Annotated in this window: 22 protein-coding genes and 1 riboswitch; of the genes, 16 read left to right on the top strand and 6 right to left on the bottom strand. The window is 66.5% G+C overall.

The window, feature by feature from the left end:
• The first annotated feature begins 23 nt into the window (after positions 1-23).
• The 3 genes from K4G53_RS18650 (at position 24) to K4G53_RS18640 (ending at position 1341) form a co-directional block, all read left to right on the top strand.
• Positions 24-227 (top strand): hypothetical protein, encoded by a 204-nt coding sequence (locus K4G53_RS18650; protein WP_221387166.1) that lies wholly within the window; start codon positions 24-26, stop codon positions 225-227.
• A gap of 88 nt (positions 228-315) precedes the next feature.
• The gene (locus tag K4G53_RS18645) at positions 316-618 is read left to right on the top strand and encodes a DUF4193 domain-containing protein (RefSeq protein ID WP_221387165.1); all 303 of its coding nucleotides are present in this window, start codon (positions 316-318) and stop codon (positions 616-618) included.
• Positions 619-792: 174 nt separating this feature from the next.
• Complete coding sequence (locus tag K4G53_RS18640; protein ID WP_221387164.1) at positions 793-1341, top strand: hypothetical protein; 549 nt, start codon at positions 793-795, stop codon at positions 1339-1341.
• Between the two features lie 71 nt (positions 1342-1412).
• Here the strand turns inward: K4G53_RS18640 and K4G53_RS18635 are convergent, their stop codons facing one another.
• On the bottom strand, positions 1413-2969 hold the full coding sequence (locus tag K4G53_RS18635; protein ID WP_221387163.1) for an APC family permease: 1557 nt from the start codon (positions 2967-2969) through the stop codon (positions 1413-1415).
• Positions 2970-3178: 209 nt separating this feature from the next.
• On the opposite strand from K4G53_RS18635, the gene K4G53_RS18630 reads away from it, so the two are divergent.
• Positions 3179-3658, top strand: coding sequence for a Dps family protein (locus tag K4G53_RS18630; RefSeq protein ID WP_221387162.1), 480 nt, complete (start codon positions 3179-3181; stop codon positions 3656-3658).
• A gap of 71 nt (positions 3659-3729) precedes the next feature.
• Here K4G53_RS18630 and K4G53_RS18625 read toward each other — a convergent pair whose 3' ends face one another.
• The gene (locus K4G53_RS18625) at positions 3730-5196 is read right to left on the bottom strand and encodes an MFS transporter (protein ID WP_374226183.1); all 1467 of its coding nucleotides are present in this window, start codon (positions 5194-5196) and stop codon (positions 3730-3732) included.
• 166 nt (positions 5197-5362) lie between these two features.
• Here K4G53_RS18625 and K4G53_RS18620 point away from each other — a divergent pair, with 166 nt between their 5' ends.
• From K4G53_RS18620 to K4G53_RS18605, 4 genes are all read left to right on the top strand, one after another.
• Positions 5363-5899, top strand: a complete 537-nt coding sequence (locus tag K4G53_RS18620; RefSeq protein WP_221387161.1) for a TetR/AcrR family transcriptional regulator — start codon at positions 5363-5365, stop codon at positions 5897-5899.
• A 93-nt stretch (positions 5900-5992) separates the two neighbouring features.
• Positions 5993-6090: riboswitch (glycine riboswitch) on the top strand.
• A 191-nt stretch (positions 6091-6281) separates the two neighbouring features.
• Positions 6282-9131, top strand: a complete 2850-nt coding sequence (gene gcvP, locus K4G53_RS18615) for an aminomethyl-transferring glycine dehydrogenase (protein ID WP_221387160.1) — start codon at positions 6282-6284, stop codon at positions 9129-9131.
• An 11-nt stretch (positions 9132-9142) separates the two neighbouring features.
• Positions 9143-10291, top strand: coding sequence for a glycine cleavage system aminomethyltransferase GcvT (gene gcvT / locus K4G53_RS18610; RefSeq protein WP_221387159.1), 1149 nt, complete (start codon positions 9143-9145; stop codon positions 10289-10291).
• Positions 10292-10384: 93 nt separating this feature from the next.
• Positions 10385-11836 carry an L-serine ammonia-lyase gene (locus K4G53_RS18605; protein WP_221387158.1) on the top strand — a complete coding sequence of 484 codons (1452 nt, stop codon included), beginning with the start codon at positions 10385-10387 and terminating at the stop codon, positions 11834-11836.
• A 43-nt stretch (positions 11837-11879) separates the two neighbouring features.
• On the opposite strand, the gene K4G53_RS18600 is transcribed toward K4G53_RS18605, so the two are convergent.
• Complete coding sequence (locus K4G53_RS18600; protein WP_221387157.1) at positions 11880-12422, bottom strand: TspO/MBR family protein; 543 nt, start codon at positions 12420-12422, stop codon at positions 11880-11882.
• A 122-nt stretch (positions 12423-12544) separates the two neighbouring features.
• On the opposite strand from K4G53_RS18600, the gene K4G53_RS18595 reads away from it, so the two are divergent.
• The 3 genes from K4G53_RS18595 (at position 12545) to K4G53_RS18585 (ending at position 16647) form a co-directional block, all read left to right on the top strand.
• A complete protein-coding gene (locus K4G53_RS18595) occupies positions 12545-13678 on the top strand; it encodes a peptidoglycan bridge formation glycyltransferase FemA/FemB family protein (RefSeq protein ID WP_221387156.1) in 1134 nt (377 codons plus the stop codon).
• A gap of 130 nt (positions 13679-13808) precedes the next feature.
• Positions 13809-15125 carry a peptidoglycan bridge formation glycyltransferase FemA/FemB family protein gene (locus tag K4G53_RS18590; RefSeq protein ID WP_221387155.1) on the top strand — a complete coding sequence of 439 codons (1317 nt, stop codon included), beginning with the start codon at positions 13809-13811 and terminating at the stop codon, positions 15123-15125.
• Between the two features lie 34 nt (positions 15126-15159).
• Complete coding sequence (locus K4G53_RS18585; protein WP_221387154.1) at positions 15160-16647, top strand: threonine/serine exporter ThrE family protein; 1488 nt, start codon at positions 15160-15162, stop codon at positions 16645-16647.
• 21 nt (positions 16648-16668) lie between these two features.
• On the opposite strand, the gene K4G53_RS18580 is transcribed toward K4G53_RS18585, so the two are convergent.
• Entirely contained in the window at positions 16669-17508 is an 840-nt protein-coding gene (locus tag K4G53_RS18580; protein WP_221387153.1) for a siderophore-interacting protein, read from the bottom strand.
• 14 nt (positions 17509-17522) lie between these two features.
• A complete protein-coding gene (locus tag K4G53_RS18575) occupies positions 17523-18293 on the bottom strand; it encodes a uracil-DNA glycosylase (protein WP_221387152.1) in 771 nt (256 codons plus the stop codon).
• A 128-nt stretch (positions 18294-18421) separates the two neighbouring features.
• On the opposite strand from K4G53_RS18575, the gene K4G53_RS18570 reads away from it, so the two are divergent.
• The 5 genes from K4G53_RS18570 to groL all read left to right on the top strand — a co-directional run bounded on the left by K4G53_RS18570 (position 18422) and on the right by groL (position 23018).
• A complete protein-coding gene (locus K4G53_RS18570; protein WP_221387151.1) occupies positions 18422-18751 on the top strand; it encodes a DUF3263 domain-containing protein in 330 nt (109 codons plus the stop codon).
• A 44-nt stretch (positions 18752-18795) separates the two neighbouring features.
• Entirely contained in the window at positions 18796-19431 is a 636-nt protein-coding gene (locus K4G53_RS18565; RefSeq protein WP_221387150.1) for a LytR C-terminal domain-containing protein, read from the top strand.
• 157 nt (positions 19432-19588) lie between these two features.
• Positions 19589-19795: a cold-shock protein gene (locus tag K4G53_RS18560; protein WP_221387149.1), complete on the top strand. Its 207-nt coding sequence runs from the start codon at positions 19589-19591 to the stop codon at positions 19793-19795.
• Positions 19792-21096 carry an ABC transporter substrate-binding protein gene (locus K4G53_RS18555; RefSeq protein WP_221387148.1) on the top strand — a complete coding sequence of 435 codons (1305 nt, stop codon included), beginning with the start codon at positions 19792-19794 and terminating at the stop codon, positions 21094-21096. Before K4G53_RS18560 ends, K4G53_RS18555 begins: the two co-directional genes overlap by 4 nt.
• A gap of 287 nt (positions 21097-21383) precedes the next feature.
• Entirely contained in the window at positions 21384-23018 is a 1635-nt protein-coding gene (groL, locus tag K4G53_RS18550; RefSeq protein WP_221387147.1) for a chaperonin GroEL, read from the top strand.
• 100 nt (positions 23019-23118) lie between these two features.
• On the opposite strand, the gene K4G53_RS18545 is transcribed toward groL, so the two are convergent.
• On the bottom strand, positions 23119-24429 hold the full coding sequence (locus K4G53_RS18545) for an ABC transporter substrate-binding protein (RefSeq protein ID WP_221387146.1): 1311 nt from the start codon (positions 24427-24429) through the stop codon (positions 23119-23121).
• Between the last annotated feature and the right edge of the window lie 170 nt (positions 24430-24599).

The following is a 24599-nucleotide window of genomic DNA, read 5'->3' as shown; positions in this document are numbered from 1 at the left end:
CAATAGCTGCGTAGGTTTCAGGCATGACGGCAACCCTTCGCGCGCGGCTCCGCGCCTGGCTCATGCAGACCTTCACTTTCGATTCCGAGGCCCTGGCGGCCGACCCCATGGCGGACGCTGCACGCTGGGCCTGGCTGCCGGCCCTGAGCGGCGTCGCCGTGGGGGCCGATCTGGCCCGCGCCAAGTACGCCGAAACCCTTCCCGACGGCAGCGGGTTGTCTGGTTGAGCACACTATTGCCTTAGTACCGGGATGATGCCCTAGACTTCCTGAAGCGCCTGAAATGGCGCTGTGCGGCAACGAAAGTGAACAGGCTATGGCTACCGATTACGATGCTCCACGCAAGCAGGAAGAAGAGTCTCCCGCGGACTCCCTCGAAGCCCTCCAAGCGTCCAGGAGCGGTAACGCACAGACCGCGGTCATCGACCTCGACGAGAACGACACCGCGGAAGGTATCGACCTGCCCGGCGCCGATCTTTCCAACGAGGAACTGACGGTCATCGTGGTCCCCGAACAGTCGGATGAGTTCACCTGTTCCTCGTGTTTCCTGGTCCGCCACCGTTCCCAGGTTGCCCGCGAAAAGGACGGCTTGAAGTACTGCCGCGAGTGCGAAGGCTAAAGATCCTTTCGCTTCGCCCGGCGCCGCCCACCCCCGAGGTGGGCGGCGCTTTTTGGTTCCCGCCGCCGTCGTTATCGGGCACAGGCCGCCCGTTACCAAAACAGGCCTCGTTTCAGGCTGTGCAGGCTCCTACGCTTAATCCATCCAATTGCCTCATTCCTGGATGGCACCACCATGAAGAAATTCCTTACCTGGCTTACCGCCATCATGTTGGCCGCGGGGCTGGGACTGCTGCTGCCGGGGCCAGCCTCGGCAAGCACATCGTATTGCGGGCTCACGTGGGGATCGCTGGTTAAGAGCGGCGAGGGCATGAGTTCGGCATCCGTCACCGGCGTCCGGGCCGGGCAGCACTACTGCTTTGACCGTATGGTGGTGGACCTCAACGGGCCGGCCGCCGGATACACCGTGAAGTATGTGCCCCAGGTGGTCCAGGACGGGTCCGGGCTTCCTGTCCCGCTCCGGGGCGGAGCGCGCCTGCAGGTCACGGTCAACGCCCCTGCCTACGACGCCGGCGGCAACCCTACCTACAGCCCGGCTGACAAGTCTGAGCTCTCCAACGTGGCCGGTTACCAGACGTTCCGACAGGTTGCCTACGCCGGAAGCTTCGAGGGGTATACAAGCCTGGGCCTGGGAGTGCGCGCCCGCCTGCCGTTCCGCGTCTTCACCCTGGCCGGGCCGGACGACGGCTCCCGCCTGGTGATCGACGTCGCCCACTATTGGTGACCGCTCCGCCGTCGTCAACCAAAAGGTGCCGTGCCCCGGAAACGGGACACGGCACCTTTTCAGTGTGGGGCCTATTCGGGAACCACCAGTGCGGGGGTGTCCCGCTTGAGGGTTTGGCCGCGGAAGAAGCCGGGATGGGTCCGGGCCATGACCAGCATGACGACGGCGCCCAGTGCCAGGATGCCGACGCCCAGGATGAACACCAGGCCCACTCCGAATACCTCCGAACCGCTGCCGAATTCCGGTGCCAGGCTATCCACCGCGGTCTGGACGAACACCACGAACAGGCCCACGCCGCCCACCACCGGGCAGACCAGCCGGAACAGGAAGTGGCGTGCGCTGTTGAAGAGGCTGTGGCGGAAGTACCATGTGCACGCCAGTGCGGTCAGCCCGTAGTAGAAGCAGATCATCAGGCCCAGGGCCAGGATGGTGTCGTTCAGGACGTTCTCGCTGACCACATGCATGATCGCGTAGAACCCTGCGGACAGCACGCCGGCGGCGATGGTGGCGAAGCCCGGTGTCGCGAACTTCCGGCTGATCCGGCTGAACGGTTCGGGCAGGGCGCCGTAGTGGGCCATGGCCAGTAGGCTGCGCGACGGCGACATGAAGGTCGACTGCAGGGAGGCGGCGGAGCTGGAGAGCACGGCGAGGGACATCAGGATGGCGAACGGGCCCATGATGGGGGAGGCCAAGGCCGTGAAGATGTTCTCGTGGTTGTCGGCGTTGTTCAGGCCGTTGCCGGTATCGCCCACGCCGGCGAACATCATGGTGGCGATGCTGACCAGGAGGTAGATGGCCAGGACGATGACGGCGGTCAGGGTGCCTGCGAACCCCGCGGTCTTCTTGCCGTTGGCGGTTTCCTCATTCACCGTCAGGCACACGTCCCAGCCCCAGTAGACGAAGATCGACAGGGAGATGCCCGCGGCCACCTGGCCGAACGTCTCGATCCTGGTCACATCGAACCAGTCCCAGCTGAACGGGATCGCCGTTTCAGAGGTGGACCAGTTGGCGAAGGCCATGCCCACGAACAGGCCCAGCACCAGCAGCTGGAATCCCACCAGGCTGTACTGCACCAGCTTGGTGGTGTGCAGGCCCCGGTAGCTGACCCAGACGGCGAGTGCCACGAAGACAAAGCACGTGAGCACGTTCAGCGCCTTGTTGTCCGCCAGGTCCGCCAGTTCGGGGGAGCCGGTGAGCTGGGACAGGAAGAGGTAGAAGAAGTCGACGGCGACACCGGCCAGGTTGGAGAGCACGATGATGTTGGCGGCCAGCAGGCCCCAGCCGCCCATCCAGCCGACCCAGGGGCCGAAGGCCTTGGTGACCCAGGTGAAGGTGGTGCCGCTGTCCGGGGAATCGGCGTTGAGCTCCCGGTAGGCAAGCGAGACCAGGATCATGGGGATGAACCCGATCAGGAAGATGACCGGCAGCTGGAGTCCGGCCTCGTTGACGGTGGGTCCAAGTGCGCTGGTGAGGGTGTAGGCGGGAGCAATGGTGGAGATGCCCAGGACGACGACGGCGAGGAGGCCGAGCTGCCCGCCCTTGAGTCCCTTGTCGCTGACGCCGCCCGCGGAGGGCGCGTGGGCATGGGGGCCTGATTTGGATGTACTGGTGCGGATTGTCTCTGTCATGGCACCACTTTCTGGAAGGCTGTGAGACGGAAGTCACTATATGAATGGCGTTCATTTAGTATGGGGGCGCCGGCTCTGTGATGCAAGACGCAATATGAACAACATTCTTTTATGACCGCCGCGCATTAGTAAGCTCACTGAGAAACTGCCTCCCGCGGCCCCTGCCCGGCTGGTAGCCTCGGCAGCACTGGACCAATCGAGGAGGATGCATGAAAGCTTCACCGACACTGACCAACAACCTGCAGGCCGTGCTCGCGGACCTGATCGAACTCCACGTTCAGGGCAAGCAGGCGCACTGGAACATCGTGGGCACGAATTTCCGCGACCTCCACCTGCAGCTGGATGAAATCGTTGATGCCGCCCGCCAGTTCGCCGATGACACCGCCGAGCGCATGCGCGCCCTGCACGCCCTTCCGGACGGCCGCAGCTCCACCGTTGCCGATACCACCAGCCTGGCCCAGTTCCCCGAAGGGCTGATCAGCACCAAGGACGCGATCGAGCGGATCGTCGCCGCCCTTGAGGCCGCAGTCGGCACCATGCGGAAGGTCCATGACGAAGTGGATGAGGAGGACCCCACCTCCGCCGATCTCCTGCACGAGTTCATCGCCCGGCTCGAGCAGTTCGCTTGGATGGTGCAGGCCGAAAACCTCAAGCCCACTGCGAGCGTCACCACCGCCGACTCCAAGTAGTCCGGCAGGGGCGTCCGGCTCCGGGGCAATCCTCCGAAGCCGGGCGCCCTTTTTGCTGCCCGCACGTCCCGTCAGCCGGCTTTCGGGACTTTTCGAAGCACGACGGCGGCAAGGACCGCCGCAGCGGTCATCAGTACCAGCCCGATGGCCGCGGTGATGTGGACACCCGAGTCAAAAGCGGCCGCTGACGCCTCCCGCAGTGCTGCTGCCAGGGGAGCGGGCAGGGCTGCTGCAGCGTCCATGGCGCCCGCCAGCGTTTCGCCCGCGTTATGGAGGGTGTGCCCGGGCAGCGCGCCCTCCACACCTGCCGGCAGCCGCAGGTTTTGCTGGTAGGAGGCGGTCAGGATCGACCCCAGCACCGCCGTGCCCAACAGTGCGCCCACCTCATAGCCTGTTTCCGAAATGGCGGCCGCCGCCCCCGATTTTTCCTGCGGCGCAGAGCCCAGGATGAGGTCGTTCGAGATGGTTTCCGCCGTCCCCACGCCGAGCGCCAGGATGAGCAGCGCCGCCAGCAGGACGGAAGGTCCGCCGTCGTGGTTTCCGAATGCCACCAGGCTGTATCCGGCCGCGCTGAAGGCCAGGCCCGCAGCCACCACGAAGCCCGGCCGGACCTTCCGGACCAGCGGCACCACCACCAGTCCCGCCACCACGGTGGCGGCCAGGGCAGGGATCATCGCGATGCCTGCGGCGGACGGGGTCATTCCTTCGAGCAGCTGGAGGTGCTGGGCCAGGAACAGGATGAATCCGTTGAAGGAAAACAGCGCCAGGATGTTGGCGCCGATCGCCATGCTGAAGACCCTGTTCCGGAACAGGGACATATCCAGCAGCGGGTGCTTGAGGCTGTGCTGCCGGCGCACGAACACCGCGCCCATCGCCACGCCGAAGGCAATGCCGGCAAAACCCGCCGGGCCGGAGGCTTGGGTGGCAACCTCCTTGATCCCGTATACCGCGGGAACCATGGCAAGCATCGAGAGCAGGACGCTGGGGATGTCCACCGCCCCGGGTGCCGGATCCCTTGATTCCGGAATGAACGCGGGCGCGAACACCAGCAGGGGAAGCATGAGGGGCAGTGCGACCAGGAAAACCGCTCCCCACCAGAACTGCTCCACCAGCCAGCCGCCGAAAATCGGCCCCAGGGCCGCGCCGCCGGAGAAGCCTGCTGCCCAGATGGCGACGGCGAGCCTCCGGCGGCCGGGCTCGGGGAAGATGTTGCGGATCAGCGACAGGGTGGACGGCATCAGCATGGCGCCGAAAAATCCCAGGGCTCCCCGGCCGGCAATCAGCCATTCCGGGCTGGGGGCAAAGGCCGTGGCGGCAGAGATCGCTGCGAATCCGGTACTGCCGATGGTCAGCAGCCGCCGCCGCCCAATCCGGTCACCCAGGCTCCCCATCGATACGAGCAGCCCGGCCAGCACCAGGGGGTAGGCGTCCACGATCCACAGCAGCTGCACGCCGGAAGGCTCGAGGGCATGCGTTATGGCTGGGAGGGCGAACGTCAGGGCCGTGTTGTCCACGGCCACGAGCAGTACCGGGAACATCAGCAGCGCCAAGGCCAGCCAGTCGCGCCTCGGTGAAGGCGTCCCGGGGCTTCCCGTCTGGCCTGGTGCAAAGGAGCTGGTCGAGGTAGTGAAATAACTATACCGTCCAGACGGTATAGTTTCGAAATTTCCGGGTTTCACCATGCTCGGGGGCATGATGGGAGGCATGCCCCGGAAGCCTGTAGCCCGCGACGCCGTCCTCGACGCCTTTGAATCCCTCCTCATTGAGGTGGGGGAGAGGGCGGCCACCCTCGACGCCGTCGCCCGGAAGGCAGGCGTCTCCAAGGGCGGCCTGCTCTATCACTTCCCCAACAAGGAAGCGCTCATTGAGGTGCTGCTGGAACGGCTGGATGTGCTGGCCGGCGCCGATGCCGACGCCATGGCCGAAGCTCCGGAAGGAGCCGCGGCCTACTTCATCCGGTCCTCGGTCTGGGCGGACACGCCCCTGGACCGGGCCGTCGTCGCGGCCACCCGGCTTGCCGAGGTGGCGCACGAAGAAACGAGGCGGCGGTTTGCCGCGATCCAGCGGCGCTGGCTCGACGAGATCGCCGCGGATGTGGGACCCGCCCTGGCCAAGGCCGTGCTGTACATGGGCGACGGCCTGTACTTCAACGCCATGCTCTCCGTGGGCCCGGTTCCCGAAGGTGGAGCGGCGGCGGACGTGGACGAGTTGCTGGCCGCGCTGGAGCGGCTCCGGCGGTAGGAACCATTTGCCCCGCGGGCTCCGGCGTAGGAGAATTAAGCGCTGTGGGAGCCGTCGTGGGCTGCTCCCCGGCAAATCCAAATGAATAGCCTTTGATCTGCGGCGGGAGAGTCCTGCCGGAAGTACAAGCAGGCGCCGTAGGAGCAAATCCTCCCCAGGAATCTCGCAGGCCCATGTACCGCCGCGGCGAGGCACCTCTGGAAAGTAGCAGGCAGCGTTCCCTGTCTCCCTGTGGGGAGTGCAAAGCTGCTGTGCTCACCGACGGTGCAAGCGGGTCCTGTCCAGGCAGGCAACGCGGAAACTCTCAGGTCCAATACAGAGCGGGGAGGAACCCGAATCGCTGTGGCGTACCCTGCGCCGCCTGAGTAAATGGAGTTCCTTCGTGTCTGTTAATTCAGCCTCCACCACCTTCGTAGACCGCCATATCGGCGCGCGCCGCCAGGCCGACGTCGAGACCATGCTCAAGGCCGTCGGGTATGACAGCGTCGACTCCCTGGTGGACACGGCCGTTCCCAAGGTCATTCGCCAGGAAACCGCCCTTCGACTCCAGGACGCCCTCAGCGAGGTTGAGGTCCTGGCCGAACTGCGGAAGCTCGCCGGGAAGAACAAGACCGCCGTTCAGCTGATCGGCCAGGGCTACTACGACACCATCACCCCGGCCGTCATCCGCCGGAATGTCCTTGAGGCGCCGGCCTGGTACACCGCCTATACGCCCTACCAGCCCGAAATCTCCCAGGGCCGGCTCGAGGCGCTGCTGAACTTCCAGACCATGGTGCAGGACCTGGTGGGCCTGCCTATCGCCAACGCGTCGCTGCTCGATGAAGCCACGGCAGTGGCAGAGGCCGTGCTGCTGATGCGCCGGTCCAACAAGACCAAGCCCGCCGCCGACGGCAAGACCGTCCTGGACATCGACGTGCTGCCGCAGACCATTGCGATCGTCAAGGGCCGGGCCGAGGCGCTCGGCTTTGAGGTGGAGGTCGCGGACCTGTCCCAGGGCCTGCCCGACGGCGACATCAACGGCATCGTGCTGCAGCAGCCGGGCGCCTCCGGCCGGGTGTGGGACCAGTCCGCCGTGATCGCCGCCGCCAAGGAACGGGGCGCGCTGGTGACGGTGGCCGCCGACTTGCTGGCCCTGACCCTGATCACCCCTCCCGGCGAGCAGGGGGCCGACATCGCCGTCGGCTCGGCCCAGCGCTTCGGCGTCCCGCTGTTCTTCGGTGGCCCGCATGCTGCCTACATGGCTGTCCGCAAGGGCCTGGAACGCTCACTGCCAGGCCGCCTGGTGGGTGTGTCCAAGGACGACGCCGGTGTCCCGGCCTACCGGCTGGCGCTGCAGACCCGTGAGCAGCACATCCGCCGCGAGAAGGCCACGTCCAACATCTGCACCGCCCAGGCGCTCCTGGCCATCGTTGCCTCCATGTACGCCGTCTACCACGGCCCGGACGGGCTGAAGGCGATCGCCGAGACCGCCCACAGCCACGCGCGCACCCTCGCGGCCTCCCTCGCAGCTGCCGGAATCGACGTGGCCCACCGGAGCTTCTTCGATACCCTGACCGTCCGGGTCCCGGGCCGTGCGGCTGCGGTTGTTGCCGATGCCGAGGCGCGTGGCATCAACCTGCGCCGTGTCGACGCCGACACCGTGGGCATCTCCCTGGACGAAACGACGACGGCGGCCATCGTCGCCGAGGTCGCGGACGTCTTTGGCGCCACGGTGGCCGCGAGCGAAGGTTTTGCACTGGATGCCGGCGTCGAGCGTTCCTCCGACTACCTGCAGCACCCGGTCTTCAGCACCCACCGGTCCGAAACCCAGCTCCTGCGCTACATCCGCAAGCTGTCGGACCGGGACCTGGCGCTGGACCGCACCATGATCCCGCTGGGCTCGTGCACCATGAAGCTGAACGCCACCGCCGAGATGGAGGCCATCTCCTGGCCGGAGTTCGCCTCAATCCACCCGTTCGCCCCGGACTCGCAGACCGAAGGCTGGCGCGAACTCATCGCCGGCCTGGAGGCGGACCTGACTGCGATCACCGGCTACGACCAGGTCTCGATCCAGCCCAACGCCGGATCCCAGGGCGAGCTGGCCGGCCTGCTCGCGATCCGCGGCTACCACCACTCCCGCGGTGAGTCGCAGCGCAATGTCTGCCTGATCCCCGCGTCGGCCCATGGCACCAACGCGGCCTCCGCTGTCCTCGCGGGCATGAAGGTCGTCGTCGTCGCCACCGCAGCGGACGGCACCATCGACCACGCCGACCTCGAGGCCAAAATCGAGGCCAACCGGGACGTGCTGTCCTGCATCATGATCACCTACCCCTCCACCCATGGCGTGTACGACGGGGACGTCCGCGAGGTCTGCGACGCCATCCACGCGGCAGGCGGCCAGGTCTACATCGATGGTGCCAACCTCAACGCGCTGGTGGGCCTGGCCCAGCCGGGCCAGTTCGGCGGAGATGTGTCGCACCTGAACCTGCACAAGACCTTCTGCATCCCGCACGGCGGCGGCGGACCCGGCGTCGGACCGGTCGCTGCGAAGGCGCACCTGGCACCGTTCATGCCCGGCGACGCGAATACCTGGAACGCCGGTTCCGGTGCCACCGACGTGCCGATCTCCGCCTCCCGCTTCGGGTCCGCCGGCGTGCTGCCCATCTCCTGGGCCTACGTGAAGCTCATGGGCGGTGAGGGCCTGACCGAGGCCACCAAATCCGCGCTGCTCGCCGCCAACTATGTCGCCTCGCGCCTCAACGAGTACTTCCCCGTCCTCTACACCGGTGAAGGCGGCTTGGTGGCGCACGAGTGCATCCTGGACCTGCGCGCCCTGACCGCCAAGACCGGGGTCACCGCCGAAGACGTTGCCAAGCGCCTCATCGACTTCGGCTTCCACGCCCCCACGCTCGCGTTCCCCGTCGCCGGAACCCTGATGGTGGAGCCCACCGAATCCGAGGACCTCGCCGAGATCGACCGCTTCATCGAGGCCATGATCACCATCCGCAAGGAAATCGACCAGGTGGCCAACGGTGACTTTGCCGTGGCGGACTCGCCGCTGCGCCGCGCACCCCACACGGCAGCCGCCGTCGTCAGCTCCGACTGGGACCGCGCCTACCCGCGTGAACAGGCCGCTTTCCCCGCCCACCACAAGCAGGACAAGTACTTCCCGCCCGTGGGACGCATCGACGGTGCAGCAGGGGACCGCAACCTGATCTGCTCCTGCCCGCCCCTCGAAGAGTTCGAAAACTAAGGACCGGCACCATGACCGAGAAGTACACCGCGCTGTACGACGAACACAAGAAGCTGGGCGCCTCCTTCACCGACTTCGGTGGCTGGCAGATGCCCCTGAAATACAGCTCCGAACTGGCCGAACACCATGCCGTCCGCAAGACGGCCGGCCTGTTCGACCTCTCCCACATGGGGGAGGTCTGGGTGACCGGACCCCAGGCTGCCGCCTTCCTCGACTACGCCCTGGTGGGAAAGATGTCCGCCATGGCCGTGGGCAAGGCCAAGTACTCGCTGATCTGCAACGCCGATGGCGGCATCATCGATGACCTGATCACGTACCGCCGCCCGGCCGCGCAGGACGGTACCGACGTGTTCCTGGTGGTTCCCAACGCCGGGAACGCCGCCGTCGTCGCCGCTGCCCTGCAGGAACGGGCCGCCGGGTTCGATGTCACGGTGGACGATGCCTCCGCCGCCACGTCCCTGATCGCCGTCCAGGGCCCCAAAGCCCAGGAACTGCTGCTCCGGCTGGTCCCTGCAGCCCGGCACGCAGACGTTACCGGCCTTAAGTACTACGCCGCAGTGGAGGTTCCCTTCCTGGTTAACGGCGCCGGCCTCGAACTCCTGCTGGCGCGCACGGGCTACACGGGCGAGGACGGGTTCGAAATCTTCGTGGCCAACCAGGATGCCGCGGCGCTGTGGCAGGCGTTCATCGCAATTGCCGACGAGGGGGAGTTGACCCCCGCAGGCCTGGCGGCGCGCGACTCTTTGCGCCTTGAGGCCGGCATGCCGCTGTACGGCAACGAACTGTCACTGCAGGGCGACCCGTTCGCCGCCGGACTGGGGCCCGTCGTCGCGCTTTCCAAGGAAGGCGACTTCGTGGGGAAGGCCGCGCTGGCCGCCAAAAAGGAAGCCGGCGCCGGAAGCACGTCCGGCCGCCGCCTCGTAGGGCTCAAAGGCCAGGGCCGACGCGCGGGCCGGGCCCACTACCCGGTCCTCAAGGACGGCGTGACGGTCGGTGAAGTCACCTCCGGCCAGCCCTCGCCCACCCTCGGGTATCCCATCGCCATGGCCTACGTCGACGTCGAACACGCAGCCCCGGGCACCGCCCTGGACATCGACCTGCGCGGCAAGGCCGAACCGTTCGAAGTCGTCGAACTCCCGTTCTACAAGCGCCTCAAGTAGTCCTTCGTGCCCCGTGGCTGGCTTCGCCGGCCCCTCGTGCGCCCGTCGCCTGGGTGATCGCTCCCTCTGAACCTGTAGTTAGGAAACCCCGTCATGGCCGTTGGCGTCTTCGACCTGTTTTCGATCGGGATTGGCCCGTCGTCTTCCCATACTGTGGGGCCGATGCGGGCTGCTGCCGTGTTCGCGGAGGAGCTGAAGGCTTCCGGGTTGCTGGCGCAGGTGGCGTCGCTGCGGGTGGATCTTTATGGGTCCCTCGCTGCGACTGGTCACGGGCATGGGACGATGACCGCAATCCTGTTGGGGTTGGAGGGGTTCCATCCTGAGCTGATCCTGCCCGAGGAGGTGGAGGAGCGGCTGGCCGCGATTGCGGAGACGGGGACCCTGAACCTGGCGGGCGCGGTGCCGCTGCCGTACGGCGTGCAGGACATGGTGCTGCGGCCGCTGACGGTACTGCCGCGGCACACGAACGGCATGACGTTTACGGTTTCCGACGCCGAAGGGAACGTGCTGCACACGGCCACGTTCTTTTCGGTGGGCGGCGGGTTCATCGTCCGTGAAGGCGAAGAGGACGCAGCGCAGCAGGAACTCGAGGAGTCGAAGAAGGAGCTGCCGCTGCCGTTCCGGACCGCCGCCGAACTGCTGGAGCACTGCCGGGACACCGGACTGGGGATCAGCGACATCATGCTCCTCAACGAGAAGTCCTCGCGGGATGAGGAGGAGATCCGCGCTGGCCTGCTGCACATCTGGTCCGTCATGGAGGCCTGCGTGCAGACCAGCCTGCAGCGCGAGGGCGTACTGCCCGGTGGGTTGAAGGTCCGCCGCCGCGCCCCCGACTGGTTCGACCGGATCCAGAAGGAAAGCGCCAACGGCGAGGACCCGGACCAGGACGGGGACCAGGGAAGGGAGCTGGGCCGCGCTTCCTATGATCCGCGATACTGGCAGGAGTGGGTGAACCTGGTGGCCCTGGCGGTGAACGAGGAGAACGCCTCAGGCGGGCGGGTGGTCACCGCCCCGACGAACGGCGCCGCCGGCATCATCCCCGCCGTGCTGTTCTACGCCCTGCATTTCGCGCCCGGGATGGAGTCCGCCACGCAGGAGGACCGCGACGGTGTGGTGGTGAAGTTCCTGCTCGCCGCCGGCGCCGTCGGGGTGCTCTACAAGGAGCAGGCCTCGATCTCCGGGGCCGAGGTGGGTTGCCAGGGCGAGGTGGGGTCCGCGTCGTCGATGGCCGCCGCGGGCCTGGCCGAGGTGATGGGCGGGACCCCTGCCCAGGTGGAGAACGCCGCGGAGATCGCGATGGAGCACAACCTGGGCCTGACCTGCGACCCGATCGGCGGGCTGGTCCAGGTTCCGTGCATCGAGCGGAACGCGATCGCCGCGGCCAAGGCGATCAACGCCGCCAAGATGGCGCTCTGGGGCGACGGCACCCACCGCGTCTCGCTGGACGAGGTCATCATCACGATGCGCGAAACCGGCAAGGACATGAGCGACAAATACAAGGAAACAGCGATGGGCGGCCTCGCCGTCAACGTCGTGGAATGCTGAAAGCCCTGGGCGGGGCCGGTCCCCGGGGGCCGGTGCAGGCCACTTAGTTGTGGGCGGCTGCCCACCAGTTCAGGGAGGCGGCGAACACCAGCCACGAGATATACGGCAGGAGGAGCAGCCCGGCGGTGCGGCTGATGGGGCCGAAGTAAAGGACAGTCACGGCGACTGCTGCAATGAGGGCAATGATGACGGCAAGGCCCAGCCACAGTGCAGCGGTTCCCAACGCGGGGTAGAGGGCGAAGAACACCGGGGTCCAGGCGAGGTTGAGGACCAGTTGGATCCCGTAAACAGCCAGCGCCGGCCGGGTCTTCTCCGACCGCTTGCGCCACACGAGCCACGCGGCAACGGCCATTGCCGCATAGAGGATTGTCCAGACCGGACCGAACACGGTGTTGGGCGGGGACCAGGGCGCCTTGTCCGCCGTCGCGTACCAGCCATTGACGTTGCTGGCCGATGCCAGCCCGCCCAGCCCTGCCACCAGCAGGGACGCCACCAGGAACGCGGCAAGCGCGGCAGCCTGGGCCCCGGCACTGTACGGCCGCCCGCTCTTCACGGAAGTAGTGCTCTGTTCCCCGTCCGGCCTCATGCTCCAACCCTTGCCGAACCCCGTCAGCCCCGTCAAGGTGCAGCTCCGCGGACAGCCGGCGCCATGCCAAGGACGCCCGGGGGAGAAGGCTGGAGTGGCTGAGGCTTTAGACTTGAGGCTGCATGTCCGCACGCATCCAGAACCACCGAAACCGCGCACAAACCCGATTGGACACGGCCCCCTTGCGAGAATTCACCGCACGTTTTGCCACAGCCGAGGAAATTGAGAACTGGGACAAGCACGTCACGGCCAACCCGAACGGCGGCAACATGCTGCAGTCCGCGGCCTACGCATCGGTCAAGAACGGCAGCGGCTGGAAAGTCCGCTTCCTGGTGCTGGAGAGCGAGGGAAGCACCAGCTACAACCTGGTGCTGGAGAAGAAGTTCCCGGTCCTCGGCCGCCTTTGGTACCTCATCAAGGGCCCGGACCTGCAGTCCGCGGCGGACCTGAAACGCGCCCTTGAAGCCTGCGCGGCCTTCGTCCGCAGCCAGAAGCTGAACGTCTTCACCATCAAGATCGAGCCCGACGTCGTGGACTCCGAGGACGCGCGGGCCCGGCTGGCGGCCGCCCACCTGGTGAAGGCCCCCAACATCCAGTCCAACGATTCCACCGCGCTGCTGGACATCTCCGGCACCGGGGAGGAAGTCTTCAAAGCGATTTCCTCGCGGGCCCGCAACGCCATCCGCCGCGCCGAGCGCGAGGGCTGCCAGGTGGTCCGGCAGGAACAGGGACCGGAAACGTACCGCGCCCTGTACGACCTCATGGCTGACACAGTCAAGGCCAAAGGCTCCATGCCCCTGCGCAGCTACGACTACTACGCCCGCTTCTGGGACGAATTCTGCAACCGCGGCCAGGGAAACTTCTTCTTCGCCTACGAGGACGGTAAGCCCAGCGTAGGAGCCTTCGTGATCAACTACGGCGCGAAAGCAACCTACAAGGACGGCGGCTCCACCCAGAACCGCAAGCAGTACGGCGATTCCCACTTGGTGCAGTGGGCGGCCATCAGCCGGATGCAGGAGCTCGGCTGCACCGAGTACGACTTCTGCGGCACCCCGCCCTCCTCCCGCATCAAGGACAAGAGCCACAACCTGTACGGCATGGGCATGTTCAAAACCAGTTTCACCAAGACTGTGACCGACTTCGTGGGCTGCTACGACTACGTCCTTGCCCCGCTCAAGCACCGGCTCTGGGTCAACGGCGGAGAGAAGGTCTTCCGCCGGATTGAAACCGCCCGCACGGGCCAGCAGTTCTACTGACCGGTCCGGCCCGGCGTCCGGCGCTGCCGCGCCACCGCCGTCTGCCGCCAGCCCGGCTCCCGCCACCGCACAACGTCCCGCCCAGCGCGTGCCCCGCCAGGCCGCGAAGAGTTCAGAAGAAGGTCATTCCTTGAATACAGTTTCCGCCGCTACCGAACTCGAGTACGCCATCCTCAGCGACGCCGACTTCGAGGCCTTCGTCCTGAAGCACCCGCAGAACAGCTTCCTGCAGTCCATCGACTTCGCCCGCTTCCAGCGCGCACGGGGGCAACAGGTGGAACTGTTCGGAGTCCGGCGCGACGGCGAGCTTGTGGCTGCCGGAAAGCTGAACTACACCACCACCCGGCTTGGCTACACCGTCTGCGAATGCGCCAAGGGCCCCCTGATGGACTACACGGACCGCGAACTGGTGGGCGCCGTCGTCGAACTTCTCCGCAAGCACGCTGCCGGGCGCAAGGCTGCCGAGCTGCGCATCTCGCCGAATCTGCACTACATTGCCCGTGATGCCGAGGGAGCCGAGCACCCCGAAATCGAGGACAACCGGCCGCTGGTGGCGGAACTGGAACGCCTCGGGTTCCGGCACCAGGGACTGGACATGAACTTCGTCAACGTGAACTGGATGTTCATCAAGGACCTCACAGGCATCCAGGATGCCGAGGAACTGATCATGAGCACCAGCTACCGGACCCGCAAAGCGATCCGCAAAGCGGAGAAGAACGGCGTCTTCCTGGAACAGGCCACCCTGGAAACCCTGGACGACTTCTACGGGGCACTGAGCCGGGCCGGTGACGAAAAGGGGTTCGTCTACCGCGAACGCGCCTACTACGAGCACCTGCTCCGCACCACCTCGCCCGAGTTCACCAAGCTCATGATGGCCAAGATCGACATCCCGGCCTACCGCAAATCCATCACCGAACGCCTGGCCGCGGAGTCGGCCACCGCCGCCGACCTCCGCCGTGAGGTGGAGGAAACCGGCAGCAAGAAGAAAGCCAACCGGCTTAAGGTGGTCCAGGACCTCGTAGACAGCTACGAGCGCAGCCTGAAGGACATCGAACGGTTCCCCGACTCAGTAGGCACGGCCACCGTCGCAGCCATCCACTTCGTCTGCTACGGCGACGAGGTGGTGTGCGTCATCGGCGGCACCGTCCAGGACTACATCTACTTCAACGGCGCCACCTCCCTCTACTGGGGGATGATGCTGCACGCGCTGGAGAAGGGGTACCCGCGGTATAACTTCTACGGCACGTTCGGCATCTCCGGACAGGATGAGGAAGGCCACGGCGGGTACGAATTCAAGAAGGGCTTCGGCGGGGAAGTGGTCCAGCTGGTGGGCGACTTCGTCCTGCCCGTCCGGCCTGCCGCCTTCCACGCCAACCGGATCGCCAGGAACGCCGCAGCGGCAGCCCGCACCATCCTGGGCAAGCTGCCACTGAAGCGGAAAGCCTGACCGAACGTAGATCGCGCACTGGGAGGAGGCGACCTTGACTGACCGGCCAGAACGCCCCGGCCGCCGGCCGAAGACTGACGGCCTGCCCAAAACCGAGCCGCTGACCCCCGCGCAACTTCGCCAGGATGCTGCGGCCAAGAGGATGCTGCGCCGCCTGGTGCAGGGTGAAAACCCGCCCACAGCACCGTTGAGCATCGTGGACAGGCTGGCCGGCAGCCCCTATGCGAATCCCACCATCCAGGTGGGCGGGGTGGACACGTCCGCCCGGAAGACCCTTGACTTCGCCCTGCACCTGGCCGAAACCATGTTCCGCTACGGTGCAGGCGCCCTGGAGGTGGAGACCAGCATTATTGCCGTCACCGCGGCCCTGGGGCTGAAGAACATCGAAGTGGACATCACCAACCAGTCCGTCGGCATCAACTATGCGCCCAAGGACCAGACACCCATCGCCCTGCTGCGCGTGGTGCGCTCCTGGACGAACAACTACGCGGGCCTGGCCAAGGTGCACCAGCTAGTCACAGACATCGTGGCCGGGGGAGTGGGCCGTGAGGAGGCCATCCGCCGGCTCAACGAGGCCATCACCAGCCCCAAACCGTTCCCGCGCTGGATGGTCACGGTGGCCTTTGGCATCTTCGCCGCCGTGTTCGTCGGCGTCCTGGGTGGGGGACCGGTCTCCTCCGCCATAGCCTTCGTGGCCAACATTGCTGTCAGCCTGCTCGCCCGCCGACTGGGGCGCTGGCGGGTGCCCGACTTCTTCATCACGGCCAGCTGTTCGTTCGTGGTCACCATGCTCGCCCTGCTGCTGTGGCAGTTCGGCCTCACCAACTCCCCCTCCATCGTGGTGGTGGGCGGCATCCTGCTGCTCCTGCCGACGGGGAGGCTGGTTTCCTCGGTGCAGGACGCCATTAACGGCTTCCCGGTGACGGCAGCCGGCCGGTTCCTCTCGACCCTGCTGACCTTCGGCGCCATTGTGGCAGGCATCGCGGTGGCCTTCGTGGTGGGGGAGTTGACCGGCCTGCAGCGCATCGACGTCACGCAGACCTTCCCGCCCGCCTACGACCTGTGGGTCCTCATCCTCTTCGTTGCCGCGGCCGTGATGGCCATCGGCATTACCGAACAAACCACATGGAAGCTCCTGCTGCCCACGGCAGCCGTAGGCGTCGCGGGATACCTGGTGCTGCTCGGCGCCGGACTGCTGGGGATCGGGGACCGCTTCTCACCCGCCCTGGCCGCCGTTGTCATCGGCCTGCTGGCGCGGGTGGTGGCCCTGCGGATGGGTGCCCCGCAGCTGGTGGTGGCCGTCCCGGCGGCTTTGATCCTCCTGCCGGGCCTCACGATCTTCCGTTCCATGTACGTACTGACCGTTGAGGAGGCTGAGATCCTCGCCGGTGCCGGGGGTATGCTCAGCGCCGGCGCCATTGTGCTGGGCACGGCCGGCGGCATCGTCCTGGGCGACGTCCTGGCCCGCCCACTGACACGGAGCCTGGCCAGCAATGAGCGGCGCCGCGCCCGGCGCCGCTAGGCAGCACAGGGGCAGCGGCCGCTAGATCTGGCCTACCGGCAGTTTCTTCTCCGCCTGGAAGACGTCCTCCACGCGGCCCTGTGCCCAGTATCCGGAGAGCGACACCTGCCGCCGGTCCAGGCCTCGCTGCTTGAAGAAGACCTCCCGCAGCGCCTTCATGTAGCCGCGTTCACCGTGCGCAAAGACGTCCACCGTGCCCTCCGGCCACACGGCGTCGGCCACGGCATTGACCAGGACGTCGCTGGCGCCGGCAGGGGCTCCATTGCGGGCAAGCCAGGTGACGGCCACGCCGGCGGGGGCGGAAATTGGCTGGATGTCCGCGTCGGATGCGACCTCCAGGAAGGCCAGCCCCTTGGCCTCGGGGGGCAACGATTCAATGCACGCTGCGATGGCCGGCAAAGCGGCCTCGTCCCCTGCGAACAGATACCAGTCCGCCTCAGGATTGGGGTTGTAGGCGCCGCCGGGGCCGGTGAACGTCAGCGCGTCACCCGGCTGCGCCCTTGCCGCCCACGGCCCCGCCAGGCCGTCGTCTCCATGGACCACGAAGTCGATGGCCAGCTCCCTGGCCTCGGGATCCACCCACCGCAGGGTGTAGGTGCGGGTGAACGGCCACTGCTCACGCGGCATCGTCTCCCGGATGGCCCAAAGATCCAGCGGAGAGGGGTACTCGACGCCGGGCTGCGGAAAGACGATCTTCACGTACCGGTCCACGAAGCCGTTGTTGACGAAGTCGGCGAAGCCGTCCCCGCCGGCCACGATACGGACCATATGGGGCGAGAGCTGCTCCGTGCGCAGTACCGACAGGTTGACCTGGGGCCGGTTCTTCTTGGTGGCGCTGGTGGCGGTGGGAACAATGCTCATAAGGCCAGCCTAAGCTAGGCCACCGCCGGGAGCTCCCAGGTTACGTCCAGCGCACCCTGCTCCCGGAGCAGCTGGTTCACGCGGCTGAAGGGCTTGGAGCCGAAGAATCCGCGGGAGGCGGACAACGGGCTCGGATGGGCGCTCGCCACCACCGGGGTGCCGGCCAGGTATTGCCGGACGCCCTCCGCCTCCTTCCCCCACAGGACGGCCACTAGCGGCACCCTGGACCCGTCCGCCGCCCGCCGGTTGGCGACGGCGGTGACGGCCGCCGTCGTGATCTCCTCCCAGCCTTTGCCGCGGTGCGAGCCCGCCGCCCCCGCCCGCACGGTGAGCACGCGGTTCAGAAGCAGAACCCCTTGGTCGGCCCACGCCGAAAGGTCCCCGTGGACGCGCGGCGGGAAGCCGAGATCCGATTCGAGTTCCCGGTAGATGTTGACCAGGCTGCGGGGAAGGGGCCGCGTGCGAGGGTCCACGGAGAAGGACAGCCCCACTGCGTGGCCGGGCGTGGGGTAGGGGTCCTGCCCCACGATGAGGACCTTCACGCCGTTGAGCGGCTGGCGGAAGGCGCGCAGGACGTTCGACGGCGGCGGCAGCAGTGCGTGCCCCGCGGCCTCTTCCGCGGCGAGGAAGTCCAGGACCGCGCGCAGCTTTCCCTCAACGCCCGCCAGCGCAGCGGCCCAGTCAGGGGCCATGAGCTCAACCAGCGGCAGCTGAGCCAGGTCCGCGAAGGCCAGGGCATCGGTGGGGTCCTGCCGCAGTTCGAACAGCGCGTCGGATTCAAACATCGTTCCATTCTGGCAGGAGCCGTGGCAGTGCTGGAGCGATGCCGGGTTTTGGCCTCCAAATGACATGGCTGTTATTCGCCCGTAGCATAGGGGTGAGACATTGACCGTAACCAGCGAAGGAGTGTGCCGTGGCGGAACCGGCCCGGGAACACCTGCCGGAGCAGGAACCGCGGAAGTCCCTCCTGGCAGACTTTTCCCTCCGTGAGTCTTCCCTCAGCGAGCGTGAGCAGCAGATGCTGGCTCTGGAACGGCAGTGGTGGAAGTACGCCGGAGCCAAGGAACAGGCCATCCGCGAGCTGTTCGACCTCTCCGCAACCCACTATTACCAGCTGCTCAACGCCCTGATAGACCGCGAGGATGCGCTGGCCCACGATCCCATGCTGGTCAAGAGATTGCGTAGACTACGTACGTCGCGCCACCGTGCACGTACCGCGCGGCGCCTGGGGTCCCACGCCTAGGACCCCCGCCAAGGCCTCCCGCAGCAATTCCCAAGGATGCATCCATGACCAAATACGCCCGCGATGAATTCGACAAGGTTCCGGAAACCGGGTCTCGACAAGGTGTCCACCGGACGGCGTCAGCCCCGGCACGGGTACGGCTGTGGCCCATCCTGGCGGTTGGCGTGGCCGCGCTGGCCATCGGGCTGGTGTCCTTCCTCATCCTCCCGAAGCTTGGCTTCGGCGGAATCGGGAGCCAGGCATCGGCAAGCATGGAAGCCAGCCCCCTCGCGGTGACCGGAGCAACCCCTTCGGCCCAGGCCATCGGCTCCGCGCCCCCTGCCACGGCAGCGCCGTCGGTATCCCCGGAGTCCTCCGCCGCCAGCGGGCCGGAGCCCACAGCTTCGGCCACCCGGCAGGCCGTCGTCAACAAGGCGCAGGCAGTCGCGGTCTACAACGCCACGGGCGTTGGCGGCCTGGCGAGCCGGGTGGGCGGAACGGTCCAGGCCGACGGCTGGAAGCTGGGGCCGGTAGGCAACTGGGCGGGTGCCCCGCAGAAGACCTCCGTGGTGTTCTACGCCGGCGAAGCGCAACTGGCAAGCGCACAGGAGCTGGCCGCATTGCTGAACGTTTCCACGGTGGTGAACAGCTCGGAATTCCAGTCACCCCTGGTGGTGGTGCTCGGCCCCGGATACCGGTAGCCGCAGCTCCAGTCACGCCTGGATAACGTTCGCGGACCGATGACGCTGCCGGCCCGTGGCGGCCACCGGTATTGGCTAGAGTGGCTTTCAACCGGCCCGGCCGGACTGCACCCAACAGCACGGACCCGCCCGGTCCCAACGGAAAGAGTTGTTCACTATGGCACTGGGAACCGTCAAATGGTTCAACGCCGAAAAGGGCTACGGCTTCATCACCGTTGACGGCTCGGGGGATGACATTTTTGTCCATTGGTCAGCCATCCTGGGCGAGGGCTACCGGGCACTCGACGAGGGCCAGCGCGTGGAACTGGAAGTGGGCGAAGGCGAAAAGGGCCCGCAGGCGGAAAACGTCCGGCCGGCAGAGTGAAGCAGGCCGTCCGCTCCGCTGCCTTTTCCCGGGCGGCCGCCACCCTGTCGTTGGCCGCTCTGCTCGCAGTCACAGGCTGCGCCGGCACCACCGGCAATGCCCGGGTGGAACCGGTGGAGGCCTCCGGCGACGGAGTCCTCCGCGTGGGCCTGATCCTGGACAACACCGGGGGCAACGCCTTCCTCAACGCGCCCCAGCTTGCCGCCGCCAAACTGGCCGTCCAGGAAATCAATGCGGCAGGCGGCCACAAAGGCCGGCCGGTGGAACTGCTGCCCGTCCACCAGGACCAGGACACCTCCGGGCAGGCCCACGCCCTGGTGGCGGCCAAGGCGGATGTGGTCATCGGACCCACCGACTCCAGCCATGCCGCCGCCGCCGTCGAGGTCCTTTCCCGGGCCCGAACTCCGCTGATCTCGCCCGCCAACACTGCCGCCGCCCTGACGGGAATCGACAGCGGAGGGTTCTACTTCCGCACCGTGGCGGCCGACGTCGCCCAGGGGCCGGTCCTGGCCAAACTGGCCAAGGACGCCGGCGCCGCCTCCATCAGCGTGGTGTCCCAGGACGGTGCCTACGGAAAGGACGTCGCGGCCGCGGTGACCGACGCGGCCCGGCAAGCCGGGCTCACTGTCCTGCCGGGCGGCGTCTTTAAGCCAGGCAACGCCGCACCTGCCGCAACGGCAGCGGGCAAGGCCAATCCCGACGCCGTCGTCCTGGTGGCGCGGGAGGGGGCGCAGGGTGCCCTGGCGGAACTGAACAACGCCGGCCTGAGCGGGTCCAGGATCCTCCTCAGCGACGGCGCCTTCGGGCGTTACGGGTCCCGGCTCGGCTCCCGCGCACTCGACGGGGCGCGGGCCGTAGTCCCGGGCCAGCTTCCCACTGCCGCTTTCCAAGGGAGGCTGCTCGGCGTCGACAGTGCCCTGAAGGACGTGTCCTACGCCGCGGAAACGTATGACGCCGTAACCCTCGCGGCCCTGGCCGCGGCCCGCGCCCAGGACGACGCCGGGCGGTCCATCGCCGCCAACCTGGTCGCGGTCTCGGGCGGCGCTGCTTCAGGTGCAGCCGCCACCCCGGGCGGGCCTGCAGCGGCAGGCGCGGCGCAGCCATCTGCCCCGTGCCGCACCTACAAAGAGTGTCTCTCCGGCCTTGCCGGCGGCGGGCCGGTAAATTACGACGGCGAATCCGGCCCGGTTGCCTTCGACGCCCACGGGGACATCACCACGGCCACCTTCACCGTGTTCACCTACGGCGAGGACAACAACCCCGCTCCCACCGGCCACGAGACGGCAGGACATACGGGCTGATCGCCGATAGCGAAGTGTCCCGTCCAGAGGCCGCAGCGGCGCCTTATCGCTTGCACTCTCACCTGGGGAGTGCTAATTATTGACTTAGCACTCTGACGCACCGACTGCTAAGCAAAGCCTGGTTCCGGCCGGCGGAGCGGGCACCGGTCAAGGAGCGAAGGAAACACCTCACTTCAGTGAGATCCCTGCCCGGAGGCATACAGAGGCCGCCGTCAAAGGATCGTCCGTCGCGGGCACTGCAGCGAAGGTTCATTCTTAACGACTGTCCCGAAAGGACTACTGCCGTTATGGCCAAGATCATTGCATTTGATGAAGAGGCACGCCGCGGCCTTGAGCGTGGCCTGAACACCCTCGCCGACGCCGTTAAGGTCACCCTCGGCCCGCGTGGACGCAATGTCGTCCTCGAAAAGAAGTGGGGCGCCCCCACGATCACCAACGATGGTGTGTCCATCGCCAAGGAGATCGAGCTGGACGATCCTTACGAGAAGATCGGCGCTGAGCTGGTCAAGGAAGTTGCCAAGAAGACCGACGACGTCGCAGGCGACGGCACCACCACGGCAACCGTGCTGGCCCAGGCCCTGGTCAAGGAAGGCCTGCGCAACGTTGCCGCCGGCGCCGACCCGCTGTCCCTCAAGCGCGGCATCGAGAAGGCTGTTGAGGCCGTCACCGCCGAACTGCTGAACTCCGCCAAGGAAATCGAAACCAAGGAAGAGATCGCCGCAACGGCATCCATCTCCGCCGGTGACGACGAAATCGGTGCCCTCATCGCCGAAGCCCTCGACAAGGTGGGCAAGGAAGGCGTCATCACGGTCGAGGAGTCCAACACCTTCGGCCTGGAGCTCGAGCTCACCGAAGGCATGCGCTTTGACAAGGGCTACATCTCCGCTTACTTCGTCACGGACGCAGAGCGCCAGGAAACGGTCCTCGAGGACCCGTACATCCTGATCGTCAACTCCAAGATCTCCAACGTCAAGGAACTGGTTGCTGTCCTGGAAAAGGTCATGCAGTCCAACAAGCCGCTGCTGATCATCGCCGAGGACATCGAGGGCGAGGCCCTGGCCACCCTGATCGTCAACAAGATCCGCGGCACCTTCAAGTCCGTCGCCGTCAAGGCTCCGGGCTTCGGTGACCGCCGCAAGGCCCAGCTGGCCGACATCGCCGTGCTCACCGGCGGCCAGGTCATCTCCGAAGAGGTTGGCCTCAAGCTGGAGAACGCCGGCCTGGAACTCCTGGGCCAGGCACGCAAGGTGGTTGTCACCAAGGACGAGACCACCATCGTCGAGGGTGCAGGCGACGCCGACCAGATCGCCGGCCGCGTGTCCCAGATCCGCGCCGAGATCGAGAACTCGGACTCCGACTACGACCGCGAGAAGCTGCAGGAGCGCCTGGCCAAGCTGGCCGGCGGCGTTGCAGTCATCAAGGCCGGTGCCGCCACCGAGGTTGAGCTCAAGGAGCGCAAGCACCGCATCGAGGACGCAGTCCGCAACGCCAAGGCTGCTGTGGAAGAAGGCATCGTCGCTGGTGGCGGCGTGGCACTGATCCAGGCCGGCGCCAAGGCGTTCGCCAACCTGCAGCTGTCCGGTGACGAAGCAACCGGCGCGAACATTGTCCGCGTTGCCATCGACGCTCCGCTGAAGCAGATTGCCTTCAACGCAGGCATGGAGCCGGGCGTAGTCGTCGACAAGGTCCGCGGCCTGCCCGCAGGCCACGGCCTGAACGCCGCGACCGGTGAATACACCGACCTGCTGGCCGCCGGCGTCAACGACCCCGTCAAGGTGACCCGCTCTGCCCTGCAGAACGCGGCCTCCATCGCCGGCCTGTTCCTCACCACCGAAGCAGTGGTGGCAGACAAGCCCGAGAAGGCTTCTGCCCCCGCCGGTGGAGACGACATGGGCGGCATGGGCGGCATGGGCGGCTTCTAAGCCTTCCTGCCGGGACCTGTCCCGCTGACATGAAATGCGGCCCCCTCGTGGAGGGGGCCGCATTTTTGTTCCAGGATGCATTTTGTTCCAGGGCGGGAGGCTACTTCCGTGCCGAATCCAGCATTCCCTGGACTTCCTTCTTGAACGCTTCGGCGGCTGCCTGCGGCGTCAGCCGGTCGTACAGAACCTCGTCGGTGTATCGCTTGATCACGTTCTGGACGCTGCCGGCGCCAACCGGGGGCACCGGCGGCGCATCCTTGATGTCAGGGGCAATGTCCTTGAGGAAGCCAACCACGGTGGTGTCGGCCGGCTTCAACGAGGCGGTGATGCTGCTGACGATGTCGGCATTCGTGGGAACGCCCCTGTCCGTCATCAGGATGTTGCCCGCTTCCGGGCTGTTGGTGAGGTAGTTGATGAACTCAGCGGCCTGTGCAGGGTGCTTGGAACGTGAGGACGCGGACCAGAACATGGTGGGTTTGTAGTACATTCCGTTGCTGGCCGATGCGCCTTCGGTGCTTGGAGCCCGCAGCATTTTGATGCTGCTTCCCGTGGTGGACTGGAGCGAGCCGAGCTGGTTGGTCCACCACCAGGCCATGCCGACGCGGTTGGTGCCGAACAGGCTCTGTTCGAGGCTCGCCCCCGAGTCTTCCGTGGCCACGTTCGCCGGCGGGCTGGCCTTGGAGTCACGCTGCTCCTTGAGCCGTTCCCAGAACGACGCGGCCGTTGCGGTGTCAAAGTCGAGCTTGCCGTCCTGGGAGTAGAGATTCTCGCCGTGCTGGCGCAGCCAGATGATGAGGTCTGCCTCGTTGCTGCCATAGGCGGCTCCGTAGTTCTTCCCGTCGCCGGCGGCGCTGATCTTCGCCGCCGTGTCGACGAAGTCCTTCCAGGTCCAGGTCTTGTCGTTTGGCAGTGGAACGCCTGCTGCCTCGAAAACCTTGGTGTTGGCCATGATCACGTAGGCGTTCTGGCCGGTGCTGAGGCCATACTGGGCGCCGTCGTACTGGCCTGAGGCCAGGGCTTCCTTGTCCAGCTTGGCGGTATCGATGCCGCTTTGCTTGGAGAGGTCCATCAGGGCTCCGCGGCCGCCGTATTCGGCGATGTACTTCTGGTCCATCTGGATGACGTCCGGAGCATCGTTGGCCGCAGTCTTGGTGGCCAGCTTGTCCCAGTAGCTGGACCACTCGCCCGGCTCCGTCTTGATCTTGATGTTGGGGTGGGATGCCTCGAACGCGGCGATGACCTTTTCGGTCTGCGCGTTCAGGTATTCGTTGCCCCACCATGCGAACCGCAGGGTGACCTGGCCGTTATCGCCCGAGCCGCCGGGCGCGCCGCAGCCCGTGGCCAGGATGGAGAGGGCCAGGGCGGCCGCGCCCAGCTGGAATTTCCGCCGGCTTACGACTGGAATCGTCATTGATGTTCCTTCCGGGAGGGTTGCCCTCGTCCTGGGAGTGGTGAGCTTCCGCGACGAGAAAGCGTTTTCTGGCTTGTTCAGCGATTGTTTCGCGAACCGCCCGGCGGCGTCAAGAGATTTCGGTAAACGTTTTCCCGCGAAGGCGCAGCGGTGCCATTTCGTCCTTCCCG

It is taken from the genome of Arthrobacter sp. MAHUQ-56, from assembly GCF_019710585.1.
Lineage (GTDB): Bacteria > Actinomycetota > Actinomycetes > Actinomycetales > Micrococcaceae > Arthrobacter.
This window is presented reverse-complemented; position numbering and strand designations above follow the sequence as displayed.

What these genes read in the sequence shown, in the direction of transcription:
- K4G53_RS18545 (WP_221387146.1), bottom strand. Translation starts at nt 24,429, where the DNA reads ATGACGATTCCAGTCGTAAGCCGGCGGAAATTCCAGCTGGGCGCGGCC.
- K4G53_RS18560 (WP_221387149.1), top strand. Translation starts at nt 19,589, where the DNA reads ATGGCACTGGGAACCGTCAAATGGTTCAACGCCGAAAAGGGCTACGGC.
- K4G53_RS18645 (WP_221387165.1), top strand. Translation starts at nt 316, where the DNA reads ATGGCTACCGATTACGATGCTCCACGCAAGCAGGAAGAAGAGTCTCCC.
- groL (WP_221387147.1), top strand. Translation starts at nt 21,384, where the DNA reads ATGGCCAAGATCATTGCATTTGATGAAGAGGCACGCCGCGGCCTTGAG.
- K4G53_RS18595 (WP_221387156.1), top strand. Translation starts at nt 12,545, where the DNA reads ATGTCCGCACGCATCCAGAACCACCGAAACCGCGCACAAACCCGATTG.
- K4G53_RS18630 (WP_221387162.1), top strand. Translation starts at nt 3,179, where the DNA reads ATGAAAGCTTCACCGACACTGACCAACAACCTGCAGGCCGTGCTCGCG.
- K4G53_RS18600 (WP_221387157.1), bottom strand. Translation starts at nt 12,422, where the DNA reads ATGAGGCCGGACGGGGAACAGAGCACTACTTCCGTGAAGAGCGGGCGG.
- gcvT (WP_221387159.1), top strand. Translation starts at nt 9,143, where the DNA reads ATGACCGAGAAGTACACCGCGCTGTACGACGAACACAAGAAGCTGGGC.
- K4G53_RS18635 (WP_221387163.1), bottom strand. Translation starts at nt 2,969, where the DNA reads ATGACAGAGACAATCCGCACCAGTACATCCAAATCAGGCCCCCATGCC.
- K4G53_RS18650 (WP_221387166.1), top strand. Translation starts at nt 24, where the DNA reads ATGACGGCAACCCTTCGCGCGCGGCTCCGCGCCTGGCTCATGCAGACC.
- K4G53_RS18575 (WP_221387152.1), bottom strand. Translation starts at nt 18,293, where the DNA reads ATGTTTGAATCCGACGCGCTGTTCGAACTGCGGCAGGACCCCACCGAT.
- K4G53_RS18640 (WP_221387164.1), top strand. Translation starts at nt 793, where the DNA reads ATGAAGAAATTCCTTACCTGGCTTACCGCCATCATGTTGGCCGCGGGG.
- K4G53_RS18580 (WP_221387153.1), bottom strand. Translation starts at nt 17,508, where the DNA reads ATGAGCATTGTTCCCACCGCCACCAGCGCCACCAAGAAGAACCGGCCC.
- K4G53_RS18565 (WP_221387150.1), top strand. Translation starts at nt 18,796, where the DNA reads ATGACCAAATACGCCCGCGATGAATTCGACAAGGTTCCGGAAACCGGG.
- K4G53_RS18625 (WP_374226183.1), bottom strand. Translation starts at nt 5,196, where the DNA reads ATGTTCCCGGTACTGCTCGTGGCCGTGGACAACACGGCCCTGACGTTC.
- K4G53_RS18620 (WP_221387161.1), top strand. Translation starts at nt 5,363, where the DNA reads ATGCCCCGGAAGCCTGTAGCCCGCGACGCCGTCCTCGACGCCTTTGAA.
- K4G53_RS18605 (WP_221387158.1), top strand. Translation starts at nt 10,385, where the DNA reads ATGGCCGTTGGCGTCTTCGACCTGTTTTCGATCGGGATTGGCCCGTCG.